This window comes from Clostridia bacterium (assembly GCA_026414765.1).
In the GTDB taxonomy this organism is placed as follows: Bacteria; Bacillota; Clostridia; order Acetivibrionales; family DSM-27016; genus SKW86.
Genome location: JAOAIJ010000003.1, coordinates 1 through 19,892, shown reverse-complemented (window position 1 = coordinate 19,892; position 19,892 = coordinate 1). Strand labels below are relative to the sequence as shown.

Sequence of the window (19,892 nt, the reverse complement as noted above, 5' to 3'; positions counted from 1 at the left end):
AAGAGGTCGGATTCTACTGCGTAAAATCATGGCCTCTTTATTTTTTATTCCATTATTTTTAGTTTGGTTATTTTTATCCAGAAGTATATATAGTCGACATAACATATTGGGCGGGCAATAATTTCTAGGAGGATTGTGCATGAGTGAAATACATGTTGTTGGTGCGGCAATAGTAAATAATGATAAAGTTCTTGCAGTACAGAGGTCTGCTGCTATGCAGTCACCCCTCAAGTGGGAATTTGCAGGAGGTAAGGTTGAAAAAGGTGAAACACATATTGATGCACTTAAAAGGGAAATGCAGGAGGAATTAGGGATCGAAATAAAGGTAAATGGTTTTCTGGCTGCAGGAAGTTCTGAAATAGGAGAAAACAAAATCATGCTGCATGTTTATGAATGTGAAATTCTGCATGGTGAACCTGTTTTAAAGGAACATGTAAAGCTTGAATGGGTCGATATTGACGAATTGTTGATATATGACTGGGCAGAGGCTGATATTCCTGCATGTAAGGCGCTGATGAAGAGGTATGGTGTAATTTGTGATTGTTAATGAACTTTTTCCTACACTAAAACGTAATAAATATAAAAGATCGATAGGCACATATGGTATAATTAGAAGTTGGTAAGATTATTCAAGGTGCTATGGAAACGACTAAAACTAAATGAAGGGAAGGCACAGCATGATTAGCATTAACAACCTCTCTAAAAGCTACAATAAAGGTATGGTTAAAGCTGTTGATAATCTGAATCTGGAAATAAAGCGGGGGGAAATATTCGGATTTTTAGGCCCGAATGGTGCAGGTAAAACTACTACTATCAAAATGATTGTAGGGCTTTTAAATCCTGATGGAGGCAGCATCATTATTAATGGTTTTGATAACCAAAAACAGACAATCGAAGCAAAAAGAAGTATAAGCTACGTACCGGATAATCCAGATTTGTTTGACAGGCTTACAGGTATTGAATACCTGAATTTTATGGCGGATGTATATCAGGTTCCTTCACAGGTCAGAAAGGAACGCATGAATACTTTTCTTGAAATGTTCAGTTTACAAGATGCTGCTGGAGACCTTATAAAAAGCTTTTCACACGGTATGAAGCAGAAAATAGCTCTTGCAGGAGCCCTGATACATGACCCTGTTGTTTGGATACTTGATGAACCAATGGTAGGACTTGATCCAAAATCAGCACATCTTGTAAAGGAATTAATGAGAAAACACTGTGAAAGGGGTAACACAGTATTCTTTTCAACCCATGTGCTGGAGGTAGCAGAAAAACTTTGTGACAGAATAGGCATTATAAACAAGGGAAAACTGGTTGCAATGGGAACCATGGAGGAATTAAGACAGGGAGATCAGGCAGAATCTCTGGAAAAAATCTTTTTGGAGTTGACTGAAGGATGAAAACATTTATTACTTTATTTAAGACGGCGTTGAATATTCACTTTGGAATATCTGCATTAAAATACCGAATCACCAAGGAAAAAAAGCGGCTCTGGGAACCTATACTGATAGGTATTAGTGCACTTTTTGGAATCGGTACATTAATGGTTATGATAAGTTTGTTTATGTATGGCTTGTTTACAGCAGGAAAGCTTTTAAACAAACCTGAGCTGGTATTGACCCTGTCGCTGGTTGGCGGACAGTTGGTTATTCTTATATTCGGGATATTTCTCATTATTGGCTCGTTCTATTTTGCCAAGGATCTTAATATTCTGATACCATTGCCTTTAAAGCCATCACAGGTACTTGGCAGCAAATTTGCTGTTATTATGTTTAGTGAATATCTGATTCTTTTTCTGTTTATGGTTCCTTCTTTCATAATATATGGAACGGGTACAGATCAGAGCTTTATTTATTGGGTAAAAAGTATGGTAGTATTTCTTACAATGCCGGCAATTCCACTGTTGATCGGTGCCTTTTTCGTTCTTCTCCTGATGAGGTTTGTCAATGTACGTAAGAGCAAAGATCTCCTGACTATAGTCGGAGGTTTTTTCGGACTGCTTGCAGCAGTAGGATTTAATTTCTTTTTTCAAAGAATGCCTAAGGGAAACGAGCAGGAGTTTATTGACAACCTAATGGCAACACAGTCGAAGATTATCGAAAGCATCGGACAAAAATTTCCTCCAAGTTTATGGGCTACATACGGAATAACCAAATCAGGTACAGAAGGGCTGGCTTACTTGTTTTTGTTTATAGCAGTATCAGTATTACTGTATATTGCGCTTATGTGGCTTGGAAACCGGGTATTCTACAGGAGTTTCGTTTCCGGTCAGGAGACTGTGCGAAAACGTAGAATACTTACGGAAAAACAGGGTGCAAGGCAGAAGTCAGCTGAGGCAAGTCCTGTTATGGCACTTTTCCGTAAGGAATGGAAGCTTTTTATCAGAACGCCCATTTATGTAATGAATGGGATTTTTGGGATGGTATTGGCTCCGTTCCTGGTGATAATGCCATTTATTGCAGACAAGGAAGTCGGGAAAAAGATGCTTATGATTATGGAAAACCCTGGATATAGCATGTATATTTCACTTGGAGCGCTTGGCATAATGCTGTTTGGAGCCAATTTGAATATTATAGCGAATACATCCATATCAAGGGAAGGGCAGATGTTCTGGATATCAAAGATGATTCCTGTTTCCCCCAAATATCAGGTGCTTGCAAAAATATTTCACTGCGTAGCTGTCGAGGCAATAGGTATTGCTATCGCAGGTATTGTTCTGATTGCATTTTTGAATGTTGCCATAACCAAGGTTTTAATCCTGTTTGTGATTGCCGTTCTTGCATCTGTGCTCTTGATTGTACTAAATCTTATGATAGATGTGATAAGACCGAAGCTCGAATGGACTAATCCTCAGGAGGCTGTAAAACGTAATATTAACGGATTGATCGGTATTCTTCTGACAATGTTTATGATGGGAATCCTCTTTGGTATTTCCATGCTCCTGATTTTTTTAGGTTTATCCGAAGGAACAGTATATCTTAGCCTTATAGTAATTACTGTTCTGTTAACCATACCGTCAGCAATCGGACTATTTGCGTTGGCTGAACATCGTTACAGCAAACTGGAAACGTAATGATATAGGTGTGAAATAGGATGTGGAGTCACATCCTATTTTTTTACTGCTTTAGTTATAATAAAACCACTCTTTCCATATGAAGAGACATCATATTTCTCTTTGGCCGTATAGATTAAGGATAGTGTTTCTATATAGGCAGGCACATTTATATAGAATATCTCGTACTCAGACCCGGAAACAGTTTTGAATGAAATATGACCCGATTTAGCAATGTACTCCAGATATTCTTCAAGACACATTTTTTTCTTATTCATAATTTCCGAGTGTGGAAGACCTACATACCTTAAGTGCCAGGGTTCGGATATTATACCTGTTATTTTTGTCTTATCCGCCTGATAGCGTACAATATAGCCATATTTCCAGGAGTTTTGATTAACCCACTTGCCTTCTGGTGTGGATGAAAAACCTTGAGTTAATCCTTGCTTGGATTTGAGCATTTTTTTTGTAGTGACATCGATTGCCAATCCTGTCTGATGCTCGCTTTTTCCCGGGGGAGCAACTATCAAGGAGGCCTTTTCCACAGCTTGCTTTGCAGTATAAATCTTTTTATATGCATTGATTTTTTTGTTGTAGTAAGAACTTTGCAGGCCATATGACCTGTAACCATTTGATACTATAAGATTTTTGAGCTTTGCGTTATTTGCAGCTTTAAACATGTTTACAGCAGCATCCATCGCTTCTTTTTTTAGTTTAACACTGGAGGTCTTGCAAGGTATTAGGTACTTCTTATTCTTATCAAGTGCGCTTATGAGACCGTCAGGTATAAACTTATCGGATACAGGATTGGATTTGTTAACCAGTACAAGATTACCGATAAATGCAGACTTACTGATATTTATGCTTAACTTCTGAGTTTTACTGGCTGTATTATCCGATGCAGAATCAGGTAAATATAAATCTGGGTCAATAACAGAAGCCATTCTTTTTGACTTTCCATCCCAGGTTACTGTTCCACCGGAGGCTATTTCTACAAAGTCAGCTGGAATATAGACAATATTGTTTATTAAAGGAATAGCAATACCTGTATCTACATCCTCGCCATTTACTATCATATGACTGCTTCCTATTTCTATTTCAAGATCAATTTTATTATTTTTTAAAACAACAGTCTTCTCTTTTGGATTGATTCGAGTATTTATACCGGTAAGATAAGCCATGGTATTTAAAGGTACCATTTCTGCTTCGTCTACAGAAATCGTATTTGTGCTTACAGAGAGCTGCTTTCCATTAAAAATCAATTCGTTTTTTCCGGTTGCTGACGCAGGAAAAGATAATGCAATAATTGCTGCAACAATGAGCAGTGAAAAGTGCTTCTTGATTGGAATGACCCCCTAATTTATTCTTTTGTGCAAATTTTGTTAATTAATAGATAATACGTTTAAAGAGTTCTTGATATTATTATAGAGAAAAAGCTGCTTTATAGCAATACTGTCAAATGAAAGGTTGAATACTTGATGTTTGTTGTGTATGATAATTATTGCAAGCAGCGGGCTATTTTTGTATAAGAGTTGGTATACCATGGATCAGGGTATGATAAGCAGGGGGAGAAACATAAGAGATATAAATGGAGGGCTATCTGTGAATAAAAAAATCAATAGTGATTTACTTAAAATATACGATTTGATGTATAATAAGGATGGTCACAGGAATTGGTGGCCGGCCGAGACCGGATTTGAAATGATTATCGGGGCATTGCTGGCTCAATTTGTATCATGGAAGAATGTTACTACGGCAATTGATAATTTGAAAGCGGAAGGCTTACTAAGCATCAATGAGATATCCAGTATAGATACCGGAAAGCTTGAAAATCTGATTAGGGCAACAAGGTTTTATAAACAGAAAGCAAAAAAGTTAAAGGTGTTTTGCAGTTACCTGATGGATAATTACAATTGTGATTTGAACAAATTCTTCGATAAGGATTTGTATAGTCTGAGAAAAGAATTGCTTTCATTATATGGTATAGGTGAGGAAACTGCAGATAGTATCATCCTGTATGCTGCTGAAAAGCCTATATTTGTTGTGGATTCTTATACAAGAAGGGTATTTGGCAAACTGGGGTATTTTAATAAAAATACCAGCTATGGAGAAATGCAGAAGTTCTTTATGGATAATCTTGAGCATAATGTAGAATTGTTTAATGACTTTCATGCGCAGATTGATGGGGTAGGAGCAGAATACTGTCTTAATAAAAACCCGAGGTGCGACGAGTGTCCGGTTAATATATTTTGCAAGGATAAAGGTGATTAGGATAATACAGTTAACAGCTTACCATTTCTTGCTGTGTATGGTAAGCTAATAAATTATACTAAATTAATGCCGTGCACAGCGGCGGAATGGCGGTTATTATGGCAAAACAAATATGGAAACCCTCAACCATCCTGAATCCGGTTCCTGCTGTAATGGTAACGTGTTCAGACAAACAGGGAAGAAACAATATTATTACTCTGGCATGGGTTGGTACTATAAATTCAGAGCCACCCATGGTATCGATATCCGTACGGAAGGAAAGATACTCATACCCTATGATTAAAGAAACAGGTGAGTTTGTTATAAACCTTACAAGTAGAAAACTTGCTTTTGCTACTGACTATTGCGGTGTGAAATCCGGTAGGGACGTTGATAAGTTTGAGGCTGCAAAGCTGACACCGGAAAAAGCTTCAAAGGTCAGTGTGCCACTTATAAAAGAAAGTCCGGTTAATATTGAGTGTGTAGTGAAAAATGTGATAGAGCTGGGTTCTCACGATATGTTTTTAGGTGAAATTGTAGCAGTAAACGTAGATGAAGGGTTAATGGATGAAAAGGGGAAAATGCACTTGGGCAAGGCAGACTTAATATGCTATTCACATGGAGAATACTGGACTCTGCACAAAGTATTGGGCAAATTCGGATATTCGGTAATGAAAAAGAAAAAGAAAAGAAAATAAGTAATAAAGTGTAGGGGCACTTGCAGGCTGCCCTGTGTTTCCGTAATAAGTCAGGGGGTAACAAAAATGCAGGCAGTAGTATTTGAAGAGATAAAAGAAGAACATCTTGATGCTGTATTGGACATTTATAATTATTATGTTCTCAACTCAACTGCCACTTTTCATATAAAGCCGTTGGATAAAGCCGGGATGAGAGACCTTGTATTCTTTGAAAATCCAAAGTATAAGGCTTTTGTAATAATAAATGATTCTGAAATATGCGGATATTGCATACTAACCCAATTCAGGAAAAGGGAAGCTTATAATATTTCTGCAGAGGTTACGGTATATCTGAAAAACGGATATACAGGCAAGGGAATAGGTAGTTTGGCTGTAAGGCATATAGAAACATTGGCGAAGCGGAATGCTATACATGTCCTTATAGCAGGTATATGCGGAGAAAACAACAGCAGTATAAGGCTTTTTGAAAAAAACGGCTATATGAGGTGTGCCTGCTTCAAAGAGGTGGGCAGCAAGTTTGGAAAACTGCTGGATCTGGTTTACTATCAGAAGATTTTGCGTGCTCCGTGTGATTGACACAGTAGGTAAAGATAAGATTATATAAAAGGACAAAACCGTTTTTAAAAGATAGTTTTGTCCTCTTCAGTTATTACATGGCATTATGGAAAGTCCGGGCAATAACTTCTTTCTGCTGCTGGGGCGTCAGCCTGATAAAGTTCACAGCATAGCCTGAAACCCTGATAGTAAGCTGAGGGTAGTTATAAGGGTCTTCCATTGCCTTTTCAAGCACTACTCTTTCTAGTACATTTATATTTATGTGGTGCCCTCCCTGCACAAAATAACCGTCCAGGAGTGCAGCGAGATTATTAAGCCTGGACTTCGTGTCCTTTCCTAAAGCTCTCGGGATAAGTGTCAGTGTGAGCGATACGCCGTCTTTGCAGTATTCATACGGGATTTTTGCAACCGAATTCAGTGCTGCAAGCGCACCCATTTTATCACGCCCATGCATAGGGTTGGCACCGGGTGCGAAAGGCTCACCCTTTTTTCTGCCATCCGGCGTAGAGCCTGTTTTCTTTCCATAAACAACATTAGATGTAATTGTAAGAACAGAAAGTGTATGTTTTGCATTCCTATAAGTGCCATACCTTTTCAGGTCGTTGTAAAAGCCTTTTACAATATCTACTGCTATACTGTCCACTCTTTCATCATCATTACCGAATTGAGGAAAATGACCTTTTATTTCGAAATCTGTAATGAGTCCTCTTTCATCCCTTATCGCTCTGACATAAGTATATTTGATTGCACTTAAGGAATCTACAAGGACTGAAAGTCCTGCTATACCGAAAGCCATAAGCCTTTCGACCTTTGTATCATGCAAGGCCATCATGAGGCGTTCATAAGCATATTTGTCATGCATGAAATGAATTACATTCATGGTATTTACATAGAGCTTAGTCAGCCACTTCTGCATATACTGGTATTTTGCAAGCACTTTTTTATAGTCAAGATAATCTTCAGTATAGGGCTCGAATTCAGGGCCTACCTGCTCTCCGGTTATCTCATCCCTCCCGCCGTTTAATGCCAGAAGGAGAAGTTTTGGCAGGTTGCAGCGTGCACCGAAATATTGCATGTCTTTACCGATACGCATTGCCGATACACAGCAGGAAATGCCGTAATCATCACCAAAATCCGGTCTCATTATATCATCATTTTCATACTGGATAGCACTGGTGACCATGGAAACTTTTGCACAAAACGTTTTAAAGCTGTGAGGGAGCTTTTCGGACCAGAGTATTGTCAGATTGGGCTCAGGTGCAGGACCAAGGTTGAACAGAGTTTGCAGAAAACGGTATGAGGTTTTGGTAACCATATGTCTGCCATCTCCACACATCCCACCCAATGACTCTGTTACCCATACAGGGTCTCCGGCAAATAACTCATTATACTCCGGTGTGCGAAGGTGTCTTACCAGCCGGAGCTTTATTACAAACTGATCAATGAGCTCCTGGGCTTCGGCTTCCGTGAGTATTCCATTATCCAGATCCCTCGTAATATATATATCAAAAAAGGTGTTGACTCTGCCAAGTGAATTAGCTGCTCCATTCGTTTCCTTAATGGATCCTAAGAAAGCAAAATATGTCCACTGAATGGCTTCCTGTGCATTTTCTGCCGGGCGTGATATATCACAGCCATAGGATGAAGCCATAGCTATAAGCTCGTTTAGTGAATTTATCTGCTCTGTAACTTCTTCCCGCAAACGTATGATTTCTTCTGACATTCCCGTATTAAGAAGATTATCTAGATCCATTTTCTTTTCTTCTATGAGTTTACTTACACCATAAAGCGCAACTCTCCGGTAATCTCCGATAATTCTTCCACGTCCATATGCATCGGGCAATCCGGTAATAACACCACTTTTTCTGGCATTCCGCATTTCATGGGTGTATGCGCTGAATACCCCGTCATTGTGGGTTTTTCTGTGTTTTTCAAAAATCTCCTCCGTTCTTTGGGAGAGAGTGAAGTTATATTCTTCGCAAGCCTGCTTTGCCATCCTTATGCCCCCATAAGGTATGACAGCTCTTTTTAGAGGTTTATCCGTCTGAAGACCTTTTATAACTTCATATCTTTCATCAATATAACCGGGTATGTGACTTGTTATATTTGAGATTGTTTTCGTATCTACATTCAGAACTCCGCCCTTAAGGTATTCATCGCGAAGAAGCTTTTTACACCTGCTCCAGAGCTTTTTTGTCCGGACACTTGAATCCATAAGGAAATCTTCATTACCGTCATAAGATGAGAAATTTTTACTTATAAAATCCTGAACATCGATAGTTTCTTGCCAGTTTCCAGGTATAAATCCATTCCAGGCCTTTTCAAACATTGATAAAACCCCCTTGTAAAACCGGTGATAATTTTTTCAATTCATATTTACCCTTTATTCAAATAATAAAACCACCCAGGCAAATATGATAAAGCCCAGGCGGTCGGCAAATTCAATGTCGCTTTTGAAACATAATCGTTCAGGCTACATACCATACTCCCTGTGGTAAACTCCACTTCCGCCAGTTGTATGGATTAATATATTTTGTTGGTAATGTATTTTACAACACTATATATAGTATAATTTATTCCAAATTATATTGTCAATCAAAAAAAATATGAAAAATAATGAGCTTTTAAAAGGAAAATATAATAAAATGTAGAATAAAGGAATAAAGTTCAACCGGGTTGTATGTTGAGAGATAGATTATCACACCGGTCTGTATTATGAAAGGAGAAAAGCACATGTCATTAGTAGAAAATTTCCGGCAGAAGTTTAAGGATGCCACAAGAACGGCGGTTAGAGCATCAAGTGATTTTTTAGAGGCAACAAAGATTAATCTGGCAATAAAATCTGATGAAGATAAAATCAAAAATATTATGTTCGATATAGGGAAATCGGTATTTGACGGCTACAATTCAGGTAAGGCGGTTGAAGCCGAAATCAGTATTAAATGTGACGAGATAGTGTCTCTTGAAAAAAGTATTGAAGAAAAGAAACTGAAGTTAATTGAAATAAAAAATCTGAAGCAATGCTCAGGATGCATGTCAGAGATAGATGAAGCCGCAGTTTATTGCCCGAATTGCGGAAAAAAGGCATAAGAATACGGTAAAATTAAAAGGGAGTAATCAACTACTCCCTTTTTGTATATCCTTTAAATATAGAATTATTTTGTAGCAAGAACCTTCTTTAACTTAGCGAATCTTGGCAATCCATCTTCCAAAGGTGGCTGAGATTCACCCTGGATTAACGGAAGTGCATAGTTTATAAAGTTCTCATTAAGTCCGTTTCCTGCTTCATTTATCCACTCTCTTGGTATTTTCTTTTCAGTATTTGCAACATCAGTAAGGTTGATAAGCTTTATACTGCATTTGTACTCAGGACCGGCTGCTCTTTCGAAAGCAACCATCATGTCAGTAATACCTTCTACTGCATATTTAACAGCCATTTGACCTGCCATGTAGGATTCGTTAACATCGGTTAATGAACCAACATGAGCTGCGCATCTTTGCAACAGGCTGAATTCGATTCCACGAACCTTGGCACCGGTTTTTTCTTTTACGATAGCTGCAAGAGTAGCTGCGAGACCACCAAGCTGAGCATGTCCGAAAGAATCCTTTGATTGTGCAAGGTTTGAACCGTATTCTGAAATATATTTTCCGTCTTTATCCTTAATACCTTCTGATACGGCAACTATAACCTTACCGTTTTTCTTATAGATTGCAGATGCATCTTCAAGGAATTTGTCCATATCGAAAGGAAGCTCAGGCAAGTATATAAGGTCAGGTCCGTTTCCTTTATGTGCAGCTAAAGCTGTAGCTGCTGTCAACCAGCCTGCGTTTCTTCCCATAACTTCAAGAATGGTTATCATTCCTGTATCATAAACTCTTGCATCATGGTAAACTTCCATTGTAGAAGTAGCAACGTATTTTGCCGCACTTCCGTAACCAGGGCAGTGATCAGTTCCCCAAAGATCGTTGTCTATTGTTTTAGGAACACCCATTACTCTGCACTCATAACCAGCTTTTTGCATATATTTGCTGACTTTGTTGCAAGTATCCATGGAATCATTTCCACCATTATAGAAGAAATATCTGATATCATATTTCTTGAAAATTTCCAAGAGTTTCTTATAATCAGTTTCATCTTCTTCAGCTTTCTTAAGCTTGTAACGTACTGAACCAAGAGCTGATGAAGGAGTTGTCTTTAATAAATCCAATTCATATGAATCTTCCTGGCTCATATCATAGAACTGTTCTGTAAGAACACCCTTGATACCGTGAGCTGCACCGTAAACCTTTGTAATGCATCCCTGTTTTAGAGCTTCTTGAATAACACCTGCTGCACTGGCGTTAATAACTGATGTTGGTCCACCTGACTGACCAAATATAGCAGCACCCTTTAATTCTGCCATTTCGAGTACCTCCTTAGTTTATTAAAATTAATAATGAGAATTGAGAATTTTAAATTCTTAATTCAATATAATTATGTAAATTTGCTTGTTTTTGATTACTCAGAGGCGGAAGATTATTATCATATGCGTACTGAGTAATTCTGCACAATCAAAATAAAATATACCATAATAGCATTTAAAATGCAATTCCAACTATGAAAAAAAGGTACATTCTGATATAATTTGAGAAATATGTTGACATATATCAGAACTGACAATAGTGCTTGTGTTCAACATATTAATATACTTAAACTAGGGGTGCTTTTAATGTCAAATATCAAGAGAATAATTATTCTGGCAGTAGTGATTGTAATTCTGGGAGGCGCAGTTTTTGGTGCGAGGTATATAGCCTCAGTAAGGAGTTATAAGGAAAATGTTAACAAAATAAAGATAGAAAAAGTTGATTTGAGTAAAGTCAATGATGGTATTTATACAGGCGTGTGTGATGTCGAGTTTATAAACGTAGAAGTAAAAGTTACTGTAAAAGATCACAGAATTGAGGATATAGAGTTGGTTAAGCATAAAAATGGCAAGGGCGGACCGGCAGAGGTGATAATTCAAAAAGTGCTGGATAAACAGTCTTTGGATGTTGATATCATTTCGGGTGCTTCAAATAGCAGCAGGGTTATACTGGAAGCTGTTGAGAATGCATTAAACAGTGGTAAGAAGTAAATATTAAATAAACTTGCAGCAAAAATCAGATACTGTAAGAGGTTGATTTAGCAGGTATAGTGCGTTAATTTTAAAATTAGGCTTGATTTTGAAGATAAATCTGGTAAAATTATTATGATAAAAACTTAACAAATTGTAGTATGCTAAAATAGCTAATATATAATTGACAAAGGAGTGTTTGAAATGCCATTAGTTACATCAACCGAAATGTTTAAGAAAGCTTATGAAGGCGGCTATGCTATAGGTGCGTTCAATGTTAACAACATGGAAATAGTACAGGGTATTACTGAAGCTGCCAAGGAAGTAAAGGCTCCATTGATTCTTCAAGTATCATCAGGAGCAAGAAAGTATGCAAATCATACATACTTAATGAAGCTTGTAGAAGCTGCTATTATTGAAACTGGTCTTCCAATCTGCTTGCACCTTGACCATGGTGATACTTTTGACCTTTGTAAATCTTGTATAGATGGCGGATTTACGTCAGTTATGATCGACGGTTCGCACCATTCCTTCGAAGACAACATTAAGCTTACAAAGCAGGTTGTTGACTATGCACACGATAAGGGTGTAGTTGTAGAAGGAGAATTAGGAAGACTTGCAGGTATAGAAGATGATGTAAACGTATCTGACAAGGACGCTGCTTTCACTGATCCTGACCAGGTTGAAGAATTCGTTAAGAGGACAGGTGTTGACTCATTGGCTATCGCTATTGGGACAAGCCATGGTGCTTTTAAATTCAAGGGTGAACCAAAATTAAGATTTGATATACTGGAAGAGATCGCTAAGAGACTTCCTGGTTTCCCAATAGTACTCCACGGTGCTTCATCAGTTATTCCTGAGTTTGTTGAGAAGATCAACAAATACGGCGGAAATATGCCTGGTGCACAGGGAGTTCCTGAAGAAATGTTAAGAAAAGCTGCTTCTATGGCAGTATGTAAAATCAACATAGACTCAGACTTGAGACTTGCTATGACAGGAACAGTAAGAGAGTACTTTGCTCAGAATCCGAGCCATTTTGACCCAAGACAGTACCTCAGCCCTGCAAGAGCTGCAATAAAAGAACTTGTTAAGAAGAAAATTGTAAACGTATTAGGCTGCGACAACAAAGCATAATATTACATCAAATATAAAGTAATACAAAAGGGAGACGGTTAACCGTCTCCCTTTTGTATTACTTTATAAGCTATTTTTGCTAAACAGTTCTTGCACTACTTCAGCAGACTTAACCGGCGTATTTGAATATCACTGTATCATACGGGGTGATGCTGATATTTGCACCTGCTTTATATTTTTTACCTGTAAACAGGTCAACTGAGTCTTTTTTCAAGGTTATGCTCTTTTTAGATTCAGCTGACATATTATGTACAACCAGGATACTTCCGGAGACTTCATAGCCATAAGTTTCTTCCACAGTATCAACCTTTTTATAGTCACCTGTAAAGAATATCGGATTTTGTTTTCTTATGTTTATAAGTTTCTTGTAATGATTTAATACGCTATCAGCCTTTTTCCTTTGTTCAGCTACTGAAACGCCGTCGTTAGGCAGGGTATATGCAAATGAAGCACTATTGCCGATTCTTTTTGACCATTCATTATTATCAATCATGCCGGTACCTTTTGCAGAAGCATACCAGTCCATAGGTTCTCTGATGTTTTCATCAGGTTTTGTGCCCTGTTGGCCGATTTCATCACCATAGTATAAAAACGGGGTTCCAGGCAAAGTCAGTAAGTAGGATGCAGCCAGCTTTATTTTTTTAGTATCGCCGCCTACCACCGAGGGAAGCCTGCCCACATCATGGTTGGAGATAAAGGTCGAATCAAATGACCTGGTTGAATATTCTGCATACGATTCATACATGCTGTGGATATCTTCAAGAATATCATAGTATTCCCCGTTTGCTACCCTTAACAGTGTATCTCTGAGAGGGAAGTTGAATGAGGAATCAAGATCATCTGCAAACTGTGCTATTGTACTTGTATCAGTCCAGTTTTCTCCTAAAACAAAAGCATTTGGGTTAACGGACTTAACGTAACTGTTGAATTCCTGCCACCAATTATGTGTGACATCTCTGTCTTTATTATCTATATGCATGGCAGCATCCAGCCTGAAACCATCGACACCCTTATCCAGCCAGAATTTAGCTATTTCTTTCATTTTGCTTCTTACAACATGATTCCTGTAATTCAGATCGGGCATTCCAGACCAAAAAACTCCATAGTAGTAGTCCGAATTATTATTTGTATGCCATGCTGTACCCAAAGGACCGGCTTCACTGGTATCGTCGAAAGGATCGCTCCAAGTATAATAATTCCTGTATTCGCTGTTTATATTACCCTCTGACTCTTTAAACCAGTTGATTTCAGAAGAAGAATGATTGGCTACCAGATCCAGAATTACTTTGATGTTATTATCGTGTGCTTCCTTGAGGAACGCTTCAAAATCTTCCATGGTACCATAATCAGGCTTTATTTTATAATAATCGGATACATCGTACCCATGATAGCTTGGTGAATCAAAACAGGGCATGAGCCACAAAGCATCTATGTTTAGTTCCTTCAGATAGTTGATCTTTTGTTTTAGACCTTTAAAATCACCTATACCATCACCATTACCATCATAGAAATTCATTACCTGAAGTTCATAAAAAACAGCTGTTTTTGCCCACTCAGCTATTTTGTCGGTTTTTGTATCAGCCAACTTTTCAAAGGATAATACAGGGGTTTTATTCATTTCCCCATTGATTTTGGACTTTATTTGATAATAGTATTTCTGACCCGGTTTGAAACAGTCAAGTATGAGGCCGGATTGAAATTTGTATTTGTCGACTGTTTTAACCAACTGTAGATTATCCTGCGAGTCACCTACATAGAACTCAACAGTAGCATCCTTTTCAGTTTTGAAGAGAAATTTTACTGTTTTGTCATCGATGTCGATAAACTCATTTGCCTTTACTATTCTTACTTTTTCGCTTATTTTTTCTTCAGCTGTATTTGCGGTATCCTTACCCTTTTCGGTTGTGACAGCCTGTTTTGACTTTGCCGTATCAACGACTTCCTTCTGTGAGAATACCCCGAGCTGCTGCAAAATAATACCTGCTACAACAAGTATCACTAATGCAGAAACAATAAATAGTGGAACTCTTTTTTTCATTTTGCCAACTCCTTTGTTTTAGTGTTATGTAAGCGGTTACATTATTGGTAATAATTATAACTGCAATACTTGCAATAAGGAACATTTGGTTCTGGGTAAGGAAGCTTAATCTGAAGAAATTTGAAAATAACAATATTTTTTAGATAATATTGTTATTTTAATATAGTATTTTAGCAAATACAATACTATTCCAATAAATTTATCCGGATAAGGACAAATGTTTAGTATTTGGATTTATTATTGAAAGCTGTTTGAATAATTCAATTGTCAAAAGCTAATAATATCTTTCGAGGTGTTGACAATTGGGAAAAAAAGTAGGAATTCCAAGAGGGTTGTTCTATTACCAGTATTATCCCTTGTGGAAAGCATTCCTTGAAGAATTGGGAGCAGAGATTATTGTTTCCGATCAGACAACAAAGAAAATACTGGATGACGGGGTAAAATCGTGTGTTGATGAGGCATGCCTGCCTGTGAAAGTGTTTCATGGGCACATAATTAATATTAAGGATAAAGTGGATTATTTGTTTATTCCCAGATTTACAAGTGTCTCGAAAAATGAATATATATGTCCTAAGTTCGGAGGCCTTCCGGATATGGTGAGGCATACTTTCAGCAATCTTCCTCAGATTATAGATGTCGAAGTTAATATGAGGAAATCTAAAAGTAATTCACTAAAAGCAGCTTTGGATGCAGGTAAGTATTTTACTGACTCCAGACAGACTATTGAGAATGCCTATATAAACGCGTTAAAAGCATATAACGAGCATAAGGCAAAAATAAAAAATGGTACAAATCCATTCGGGACATCAAATAGAAAAATCAACAAGCATTTACCTTATGACGGGAGAAAACTTAATGTTGCAGTTATAGGCCATGTATATAATGTTTATGACAGTTATTTAAATATGGATATGCTGTGCAAACTTGAAGGATATGGGGTTAACGTCATTACAGTTGATATGATGGACGAATCCTTGATTAACGAAAAGTCAGGCACGCTAAATAAAAGGATGTTTTGGAATTTTGGGAGCAAGGCAATGGGAAGTGCTCTTCATATATTGGACAGACAGGATATTGACGGTGTTATTTTTCTTATGTCATTCGGGTGCGGGATAGATTCTTTTGTAGCTGATCTGGCAGAAAGGAAATTAAGACGGGCACGGGATATCCCCCTGACCATCCTCACTATTGATGAGCATTCGGGTGAAGCCGGTATGGATACGAGACTGGAAGCATTTATTGATATGATAAGGTGGAGGGGCAAAAATGAAACTGACATTTCCGCACATGGGTAATACATACGTTACTGTAAAGGCATTATTGGACGATTTAGGGGTTGATTACGTAATTCCTCCATTTAATAATAAGAAGGCTTTGGAAGTAGGAACAAAATTAGCACCAGAACTTGCTTGCCTTCCTCTTAAGATTAATTTGGGAAACTACGTACAAGCTTATGAAGATGGTGCTGATACTATCCTGATGGCTGGTGGTTGTGGTCCTTGCAGATTTGGGTATTACTGTGAAATACAGAGGGAAATACTGAGAGATAATGGTTATGAGATGGATATGATCACTCTTGAAATGCCGGATCAGGGAATAAAAGAGCTGGCGAACCGAATAAAAAAACTTTCAGGAAGACTTAATATACCAGTGTTATTGAAAGCAATAAAAAATACAGCGCAAGTTTCAAGAATGGTAGATGAACTTGAAAAACTAAGCTATAAGGTAAGACCGAGGGAAATTAGAAAGGGCACTACTGATAAAATTTATAAGACATTTCTCAATAATGTAAAAGCAATAAGGGGCTCCAAGGAAATAAAAGGACTGATAAGGGAAACGGAAAACGAACTGAAGAATGTAGAGATGGAGAGGGATTGTGTTCCATTAAAGGTTGGAATTGTTGGAGAAATATACACAACTATAGATTCATACACAAGCTTCAATATTGACATTAAACTTGGGAACATGGGAATCGAAGTAGACCGGTCGGTTACAGTCAGTGAATGGGTTATAGACCATATTATTAAGAATGCATTGCACCTACCGAGGGATATGAGCTATGCAGAAGCAGCAAAGCCTTACTTGGGAACCATGATCGGGGGGCATGCTCAGGAAACTATAGGAAATACAATCCTTTACGCTAGGAATGGATATGATGGGGTAATACAGATATATCCGCTTACATGCATGCCTGAGATAGTTGCTGAAAGTATTTTGCCTGCTATTGAAAAGGATTACAATATTCCGGTTTTAACTTTGATTATTGATGAAATGACAGGTGAAGCAGGATATCTTACAAGGGTTGAAGCATTTATTGATTTGTTGGAAAAGAGAAGGGAGAGAGCAGCTTTTGAGGGAAACTGGCTATTATCTGGGAATTGATGTTGGCTCAGTAAGTACAAACCTTGTAGTTATAGATGAAAATGATAAGGTTATTGAAAAACTATATCTAAGAACAAGCGGACAACCAATAAATGCATTACGCAATGGTATGAATGCATTGGTAGAACTCATAGGAGAGAATATTAATATCAAGGGTGTAGGAACAACGGGAAGTGGCAGACAACTTGCCAGTATAATAGTTGGAGCAGATATAGTGAAAAATGAGATAACATCTCATGCTGTTGCAGCCCAAAAACTGGTTCCGGGTGTTAAAACCATTTTGGAGATAGGTGGACAGGATTCTAAAATAATTATTCTTAAAAGTGGTGTTGTGTATGATTTCGCTATGAACACAGTATGTGCCGCCGGCACAGGATCATTTCTGGATAGACAGGCAGCAAGGCTTGAAATACCCATAGAGGAGTTTGGGGGGTATGCCTTGAAATCCGATTCACCTGTGAGAATTGCGGGACGTTGTGCAGTTTTTGCCGAGTCCGACATGATTCATAAGCAGCAAACCGGACATAGCATGGAAGATATAATTAACGGACTTTGTGAAGCTTTGGTAAGGAATTACCTGAATAATCTCGGCAAGGGTAAGAATATTCAGGAGCCAATCGTGTTTCAAGGTGGTGTTGCTGCCAATGTGGGTATTGTAGCAGCTTTTGAAAGACAGCTTGGCAAAAAGATCATAATCCCCGAATACCATGATGTCATGGGGGCTTTCGGAGCAGCTTTGATTGCAAAGGAAAAAATGGCTGGTGGAGGATTCAAAACCAATTTTTATGGTTTTGAAACAGCTCAGAACGATTACAAAGCAAAAAGTGTAGAGTGCAGTGATTGCTCAAATATGTGTGAAGTCATAGAAATAGCTTCGAACGGGGAAGTAATCGCACGTTGGGGAGACAAGTGCGGTAAATGGGCAAATATGATAAGTGAAAATCAGGTAGTGGGGTGAAGTCAGTTGAAAGTTGACATAGGATAATTGACAGTTATTTTAAAAAATATATATGGAAAAATGTTGCAGATTATTCAGTAAAATGTAGGGCAAACCTTGTGTTTGCCCTATTTGAATGTTTTTAAGAAATACATGGGAGTGATATAAATGAACACATTCTACGTTGATCTCCAAAAACATTACTTGATTAGTGTTTTTCATATAGAGCATAGAATTGTGTTTTATGATGTTTTAAAGGTTATAGATATATGAAGGAGGATTATTCGCAGATATCGTTTGAAGGTACAAGGATGATTACAGTAATATAGAAAGATGCAGAGTAAGTGAAGCAGCAGTTTATCAGAAAGTCTTGCACAATTGTGTGAAGACTTTTTTGCTTGTAGGAAAATTTTTGTTTAGTTGCTTGAAAGCTCGGTTATTAGAACAATTATGACCTTTTAGCAGGCTTATCTAAAATTTTGCATTTCCATTATATTTCCAATTTAAAGTTGTATTTATAGAAATATTTCCATTTTGCAGTTTACAATGTGCTTTGAAAACATCAAAATAAGTAGTATGAATTTCTAGAATATTACAACATTTTCCTTTTTATAAGTTGAATATTAGAAAAATAATTGGTGCTTGACATGTGGACAAGTTGGGCACTGACTCAGTCTTTATCAGCTTGTATTTATGAAAGGAGGTGATGACATATGAGCGAAGGAACTGAATTTTATAATCAAAGGGGGTGAAGCCGGCCTAGAAATCCTGATACCTTGCAGGTCTGCTCCTGCATGGTCAAGTCGTGTCTTACTGCGGTAAGAATGTTACACAACTAAAAAAACGAGGAGGTAATTAGTATGTTTGTACGCTCTGGTAAGTCAAATTTTTCAAAGCCCAAAAGAGCTAAGGGGCTGGTGCTTTTACTTTGTATGGTATTTCTGCTCACAGTCGTAAATTTCACGCCAGTAATGGCGGTAGACCCAGTCGTGGATGGCAAATTTACAATCGCAATAATCCCTGACACACAAAATGAAGTGACAAATTCAGCGGCTATCACGGGTGAATGGTTCAAAAACCGTACGCAGTGGCTGGTTAACAACAAAAGTACCTTGGATTTGCGCTATGTTCTCGCTACCGGTGACTTGGCAAATTGGCCTGCGCACGATGCCGACCAAATGCCGATTATAGCAACAGGCTTGCAAGTGTTGGGCAGTGCCGGCATTCCATACCTTCCGGCCCTCGGAAATCATGACACGGCAGCGACGGGAGTAGGCGGCAGTGCGGCGCCGGGCGATGCCTCAGTTAATGTTCGTAACACGACTGCTTTCAACTCCGCTGTTCCTTTGTCACGGTTTCCCGGTATAGTGACGTTTGAATCCAATAAGGTGGAAAACTCCTATCGTACCTTCGAAGCTGAAGGGAAAAAATGGATGGTGCTTAGTTTGGAGCTCTGGCCGCGTACTGCAGCCATTAATTGGGCCAAAGGTGTTGTACAGAATCATCCGGACCATAATGTGATTATTCAGACACACTCATATCTGAATGGCGACGGCTCCATTAATCAGTCTAACGGGGGTTACGGCTCAAATTCCCCTCAATACTTGTATGATAACCTTGTAAAGGTATACCCAAATATCAGATTTGTATTCAGCGGACACGTTGGCGCAGCAGCCAAGCGTGAAGATACCGGCGTGAACGGCAATAAGATCGTGTCGATTCTGGGATGCTTCCACAGTACCACAACCAATCC

The 19,892-nt window shown here is 38.2% G+C and carries 17 protein-coding genes and 1 riboswitch; of the genes, 13 read left to right on the top strand and 4 right to left on the bottom strand.

What is annotated here, in order from left to right:
• Positions 1–139 precede the first annotated feature (139 nt).
• From N3I35_00150 to N3I35_00140, 3 genes are all read left to right on the top strand, one after another.
• Complete coding sequence (locus N3I35_00150) at positions 140–547, top strand: (deoxy)nucleoside triphosphate pyrophosphohydrolase (protein MCX8128496.1); 408 nt, start codon at positions 140–142, stop codon at positions 545–547.
• Positions 548–677: 130 nt separating this feature from the next.
• Positions 678–1,400, top strand: coding sequence for an ABC transporter ATP-binding protein (locus N3I35_00145; GenBank protein ID MCX8128495.1), 723 nt, complete (start codon positions 678–680; stop codon positions 1,398–1,400).
• The gene (locus tag N3I35_00140; protein ID MCX8128494.1) at positions 1,397–3,073 is read left to right on the top strand and encodes a hypothetical protein; all 1,677 of its coding nucleotides are present in this window, start codon (positions 1,397–1,399) and stop codon (positions 3,071–3,073) included. The genes N3I35_00145 and N3I35_00140 overlap by 4 nt, the downstream gene beginning before the upstream one ends.
• Before the next feature lie 35 nt (positions 3,074–3,108).
• Here N3I35_00140 and N3I35_00135 read toward each other — a convergent pair whose 3' ends face one another.
• Positions 3,109–4,314, bottom strand: a complete 1,206-nt coding sequence (locus tag N3I35_00135; protein ID MCX8128493.1) for a D-alanyl-D-alanine carboxypeptidase family protein — start codon at positions 4,312–4,314, stop codon at positions 3,109–3,111.
• A gap of 340 nt (positions 4,315–4,654) precedes the next feature.
• Here N3I35_00135 and N3I35_00130 point away from each other — a divergent pair, with 340 nt between their 5' ends.
• The 3 genes from N3I35_00130 to N3I35_00120 all read left to right on the top strand — a co-directional run bounded on the left by N3I35_00130 (position 4,655) and on the right by N3I35_00120 (position 6,576).
• Positions 4,655–5,323: an endonuclease III domain-containing protein gene (locus N3I35_00130; GenBank protein ID MCX8128492.1), complete on the top strand. Its 669-nt coding sequence runs from the start codon at positions 4,655–4,657 to the stop codon at positions 5,321–5,323.
• A gap of 98 nt (positions 5,324–5,421) precedes the next feature.
• Positions 5,422–6,000 (top strand): flavin reductase family protein, encoded by a 579-nt coding sequence (locus N3I35_00125; GenBank protein MCX8128491.1) that lies wholly within the window; start codon positions 5,422–5,424, stop codon positions 5,998–6,000.
• Between the two features lie 66 nt (positions 6,001–6,066).
• On the top strand, positions 6,067–6,576 hold the full coding sequence (locus N3I35_00120; protein MCX8128490.1) for a GNAT family N-acetyltransferase: 510 nt from the start codon (positions 6,067–6,069) through the stop codon (positions 6,574–6,576).
• Between the two features lie 73 nt (positions 6,577–6,649).
• Here N3I35_00120 and pflB read toward each other — a convergent pair whose 3' ends face one another.
• On the bottom strand, positions 6,650–8,884 hold the full coding sequence (gene pflB, locus N3I35_00115; protein ID MCX8128489.1) for a formate C-acetyltransferase: 2,235 nt from the start codon (positions 8,882–8,884) through the stop codon (positions 6,650–6,652).
• Between the two features lie 86 nt (positions 8,885–8,970).
• A riboswitch (ZMP/ZTP riboswitch) is annotated at positions 8,971–9,083 on the bottom strand.
• A 205-nt stretch (positions 9,084–9,288) separates the two neighbouring features.
• Here pflB and N3I35_00110 point away from each other — a divergent pair.
• On the top strand, positions 9,289–9,645 hold the full coding sequence (locus N3I35_00110) for a hypothetical protein (GenBank protein ID MCX8128488.1): 357 nt from the start codon (positions 9,289–9,291) through the stop codon (positions 9,643–9,645).
• A gap of 65 nt (positions 9,646–9,710) precedes the next feature.
• On the opposite strand, the gene N3I35_00105 is transcribed toward N3I35_00110, so the two are convergent.
• Positions 9,711–10,958: a 6-phosphofructokinase gene (locus tag N3I35_00105; protein MCX8128487.1), complete on the bottom strand. Its 1,248-nt coding sequence runs from the start codon at positions 10,956–10,958 to the stop codon at positions 9,711–9,713.
• Between the two features lie 306 nt (positions 10,959–11,264).
• On the opposite strand from N3I35_00105, the gene N3I35_00100 reads away from it, so the two are divergent.
• Entirely contained in the window at positions 11,265–11,669 is a 405-nt protein-coding gene (locus N3I35_00100; protein MCX8128486.1) for an FMN-binding protein, read from the top strand.
• 183 nt (positions 11,670–11,852) lie between these two features.
• Positions 11,853–12,782: a class II fructose-1,6-bisphosphate aldolase gene (gene fba, locus N3I35_00095; GenBank protein ID MCX8128485.1), complete on the top strand. Its 930-nt coding sequence runs from the start codon at positions 11,853–11,855 to the stop codon at positions 12,780–12,782.
• A gap of 109 nt (positions 12,783–12,891) precedes the next feature.
• Here fba and N3I35_00090 read toward each other — a convergent pair whose 3' ends face one another.
• On the bottom strand, positions 12,892–14,820 hold the full coding sequence (locus N3I35_00090; protein MCX8128484.1) for an alpha-amylase family glycosyl hydrolase: 1,929 nt from the start codon (positions 14,818–14,820) through the stop codon (positions 12,892–12,894).
• A gap of 302 nt (positions 14,821–15,122) precedes the next feature.
• Between N3I35_00090 and N3I35_00085 the strand changes: the two genes are divergently transcribed.
• The 4 genes from N3I35_00085 to N3I35_00070 all read left to right on the top strand — a co-directional run.
• Complete coding sequence (locus tag N3I35_00085; GenBank protein ID MCX8128483.1) at positions 15,123–16,115, top strand: acyl-CoA dehydratase activase-related protein; 993 nt, start codon at positions 15,123–15,125, stop codon at positions 16,113–16,115.
• Positions 16,087–17,202, top strand: a complete 1,116-nt coding sequence (locus tag N3I35_00080) for a CoA protein activase (protein ID MCX8128482.1) — start codon at positions 16,087–16,089, stop codon at positions 17,200–17,202. Before N3I35_00085 ends, N3I35_00080 begins: the two co-directional genes overlap by 29 nt.
• Positions 17,171–18,160 carry an acyl-CoA dehydratase activase gene (locus N3I35_00075; GenBank protein MCX8128481.1) on the top strand — a complete coding sequence of 330 codons (990 nt, stop codon included), beginning with the start codon at positions 17,171–17,173 and terminating at the stop codon, positions 18,158–18,160. The genes N3I35_00080 and N3I35_00075 overlap by 32 nt, the downstream gene beginning before the upstream one ends.
• 839 nt (positions 18,161–18,999) lie before the next feature.
• Positions 19,000–19,892 (top strand): metallophosphoesterase (locus N3I35_00070; protein ID MCX8128480.1); only part of this gene is annotated, 893 nt, incomplete at its 3' end.

Coding starts and splice junctions, on each gene's coding strand:
- N3I35_00150 (MCX8128496.1), top strand. CDS start 140: ATGAGTGAAATACATGTTGTTGGTGCGGCAATAGTAAATAATGATAAA.
- N3I35_00145 (MCX8128495.1), top strand. CDS start 678: ATGATTAGCATTAACAACCTCTCTAAAAGCTACAATAAAGGTATGGTT.
- N3I35_00140 (MCX8128494.1), top strand. CDS start 1,397: ATGAAAACATTTATTACTTTATTTAAGACGGCGTTGAATATTCACTTT.
- N3I35_00125 (MCX8128491.1), top strand. CDS start 5,422: ATGGCAAAACAAATATGGAAACCCTCAACCATCCTGAATCCGGTTCCT.
- N3I35_00120 (MCX8128490.1), top strand. CDS start 6,067: ATGCAGGCAGTAGTATTTGAAGAGATAAAAGAAGAACATCTTGATGCT.
- pflB (MCX8128489.1), bottom strand. CDS start 8,884: ATGTTTGAAAAGGCCTGGAATGGATTTATACCTGGAAACTGGCAAGAA.
- N3I35_00110 (MCX8128488.1), top strand. CDS start 9,289: ATGTCATTAGTAGAAAATTTCCGGCAGAAGTTTAAGGATGCCACAAGA.
- N3I35_00105 (MCX8128487.1), bottom strand. CDS start 10,958: ATGGCAGAATTAAAGGGTGCTGCTATATTTGGTCAGTCAGGTGGACCA.
- N3I35_00100 (MCX8128486.1), top strand. CDS start 11,265: ATGTCAAATATCAAGAGAATAATTATTCTGGCAGTAGTGATTGTAATT.
- fba (MCX8128485.1), top strand. CDS start 11,853: ATGCCATTAGTTACATCAACCGAAATGTTTAAGAAAGCTTATGAAGGC.
- N3I35_00090 (MCX8128484.1), bottom strand. CDS start 14,820: ATGAAAAAAAGAGTTCCACTATTTATTGTTTCTGCATTAGTGATACTT.
- N3I35_00080 (MCX8128482.1), top strand. CDS start 16,087: ATGAAACTGACATTTCCGCACATGGGTAATACATACGTTACTGTAAAG.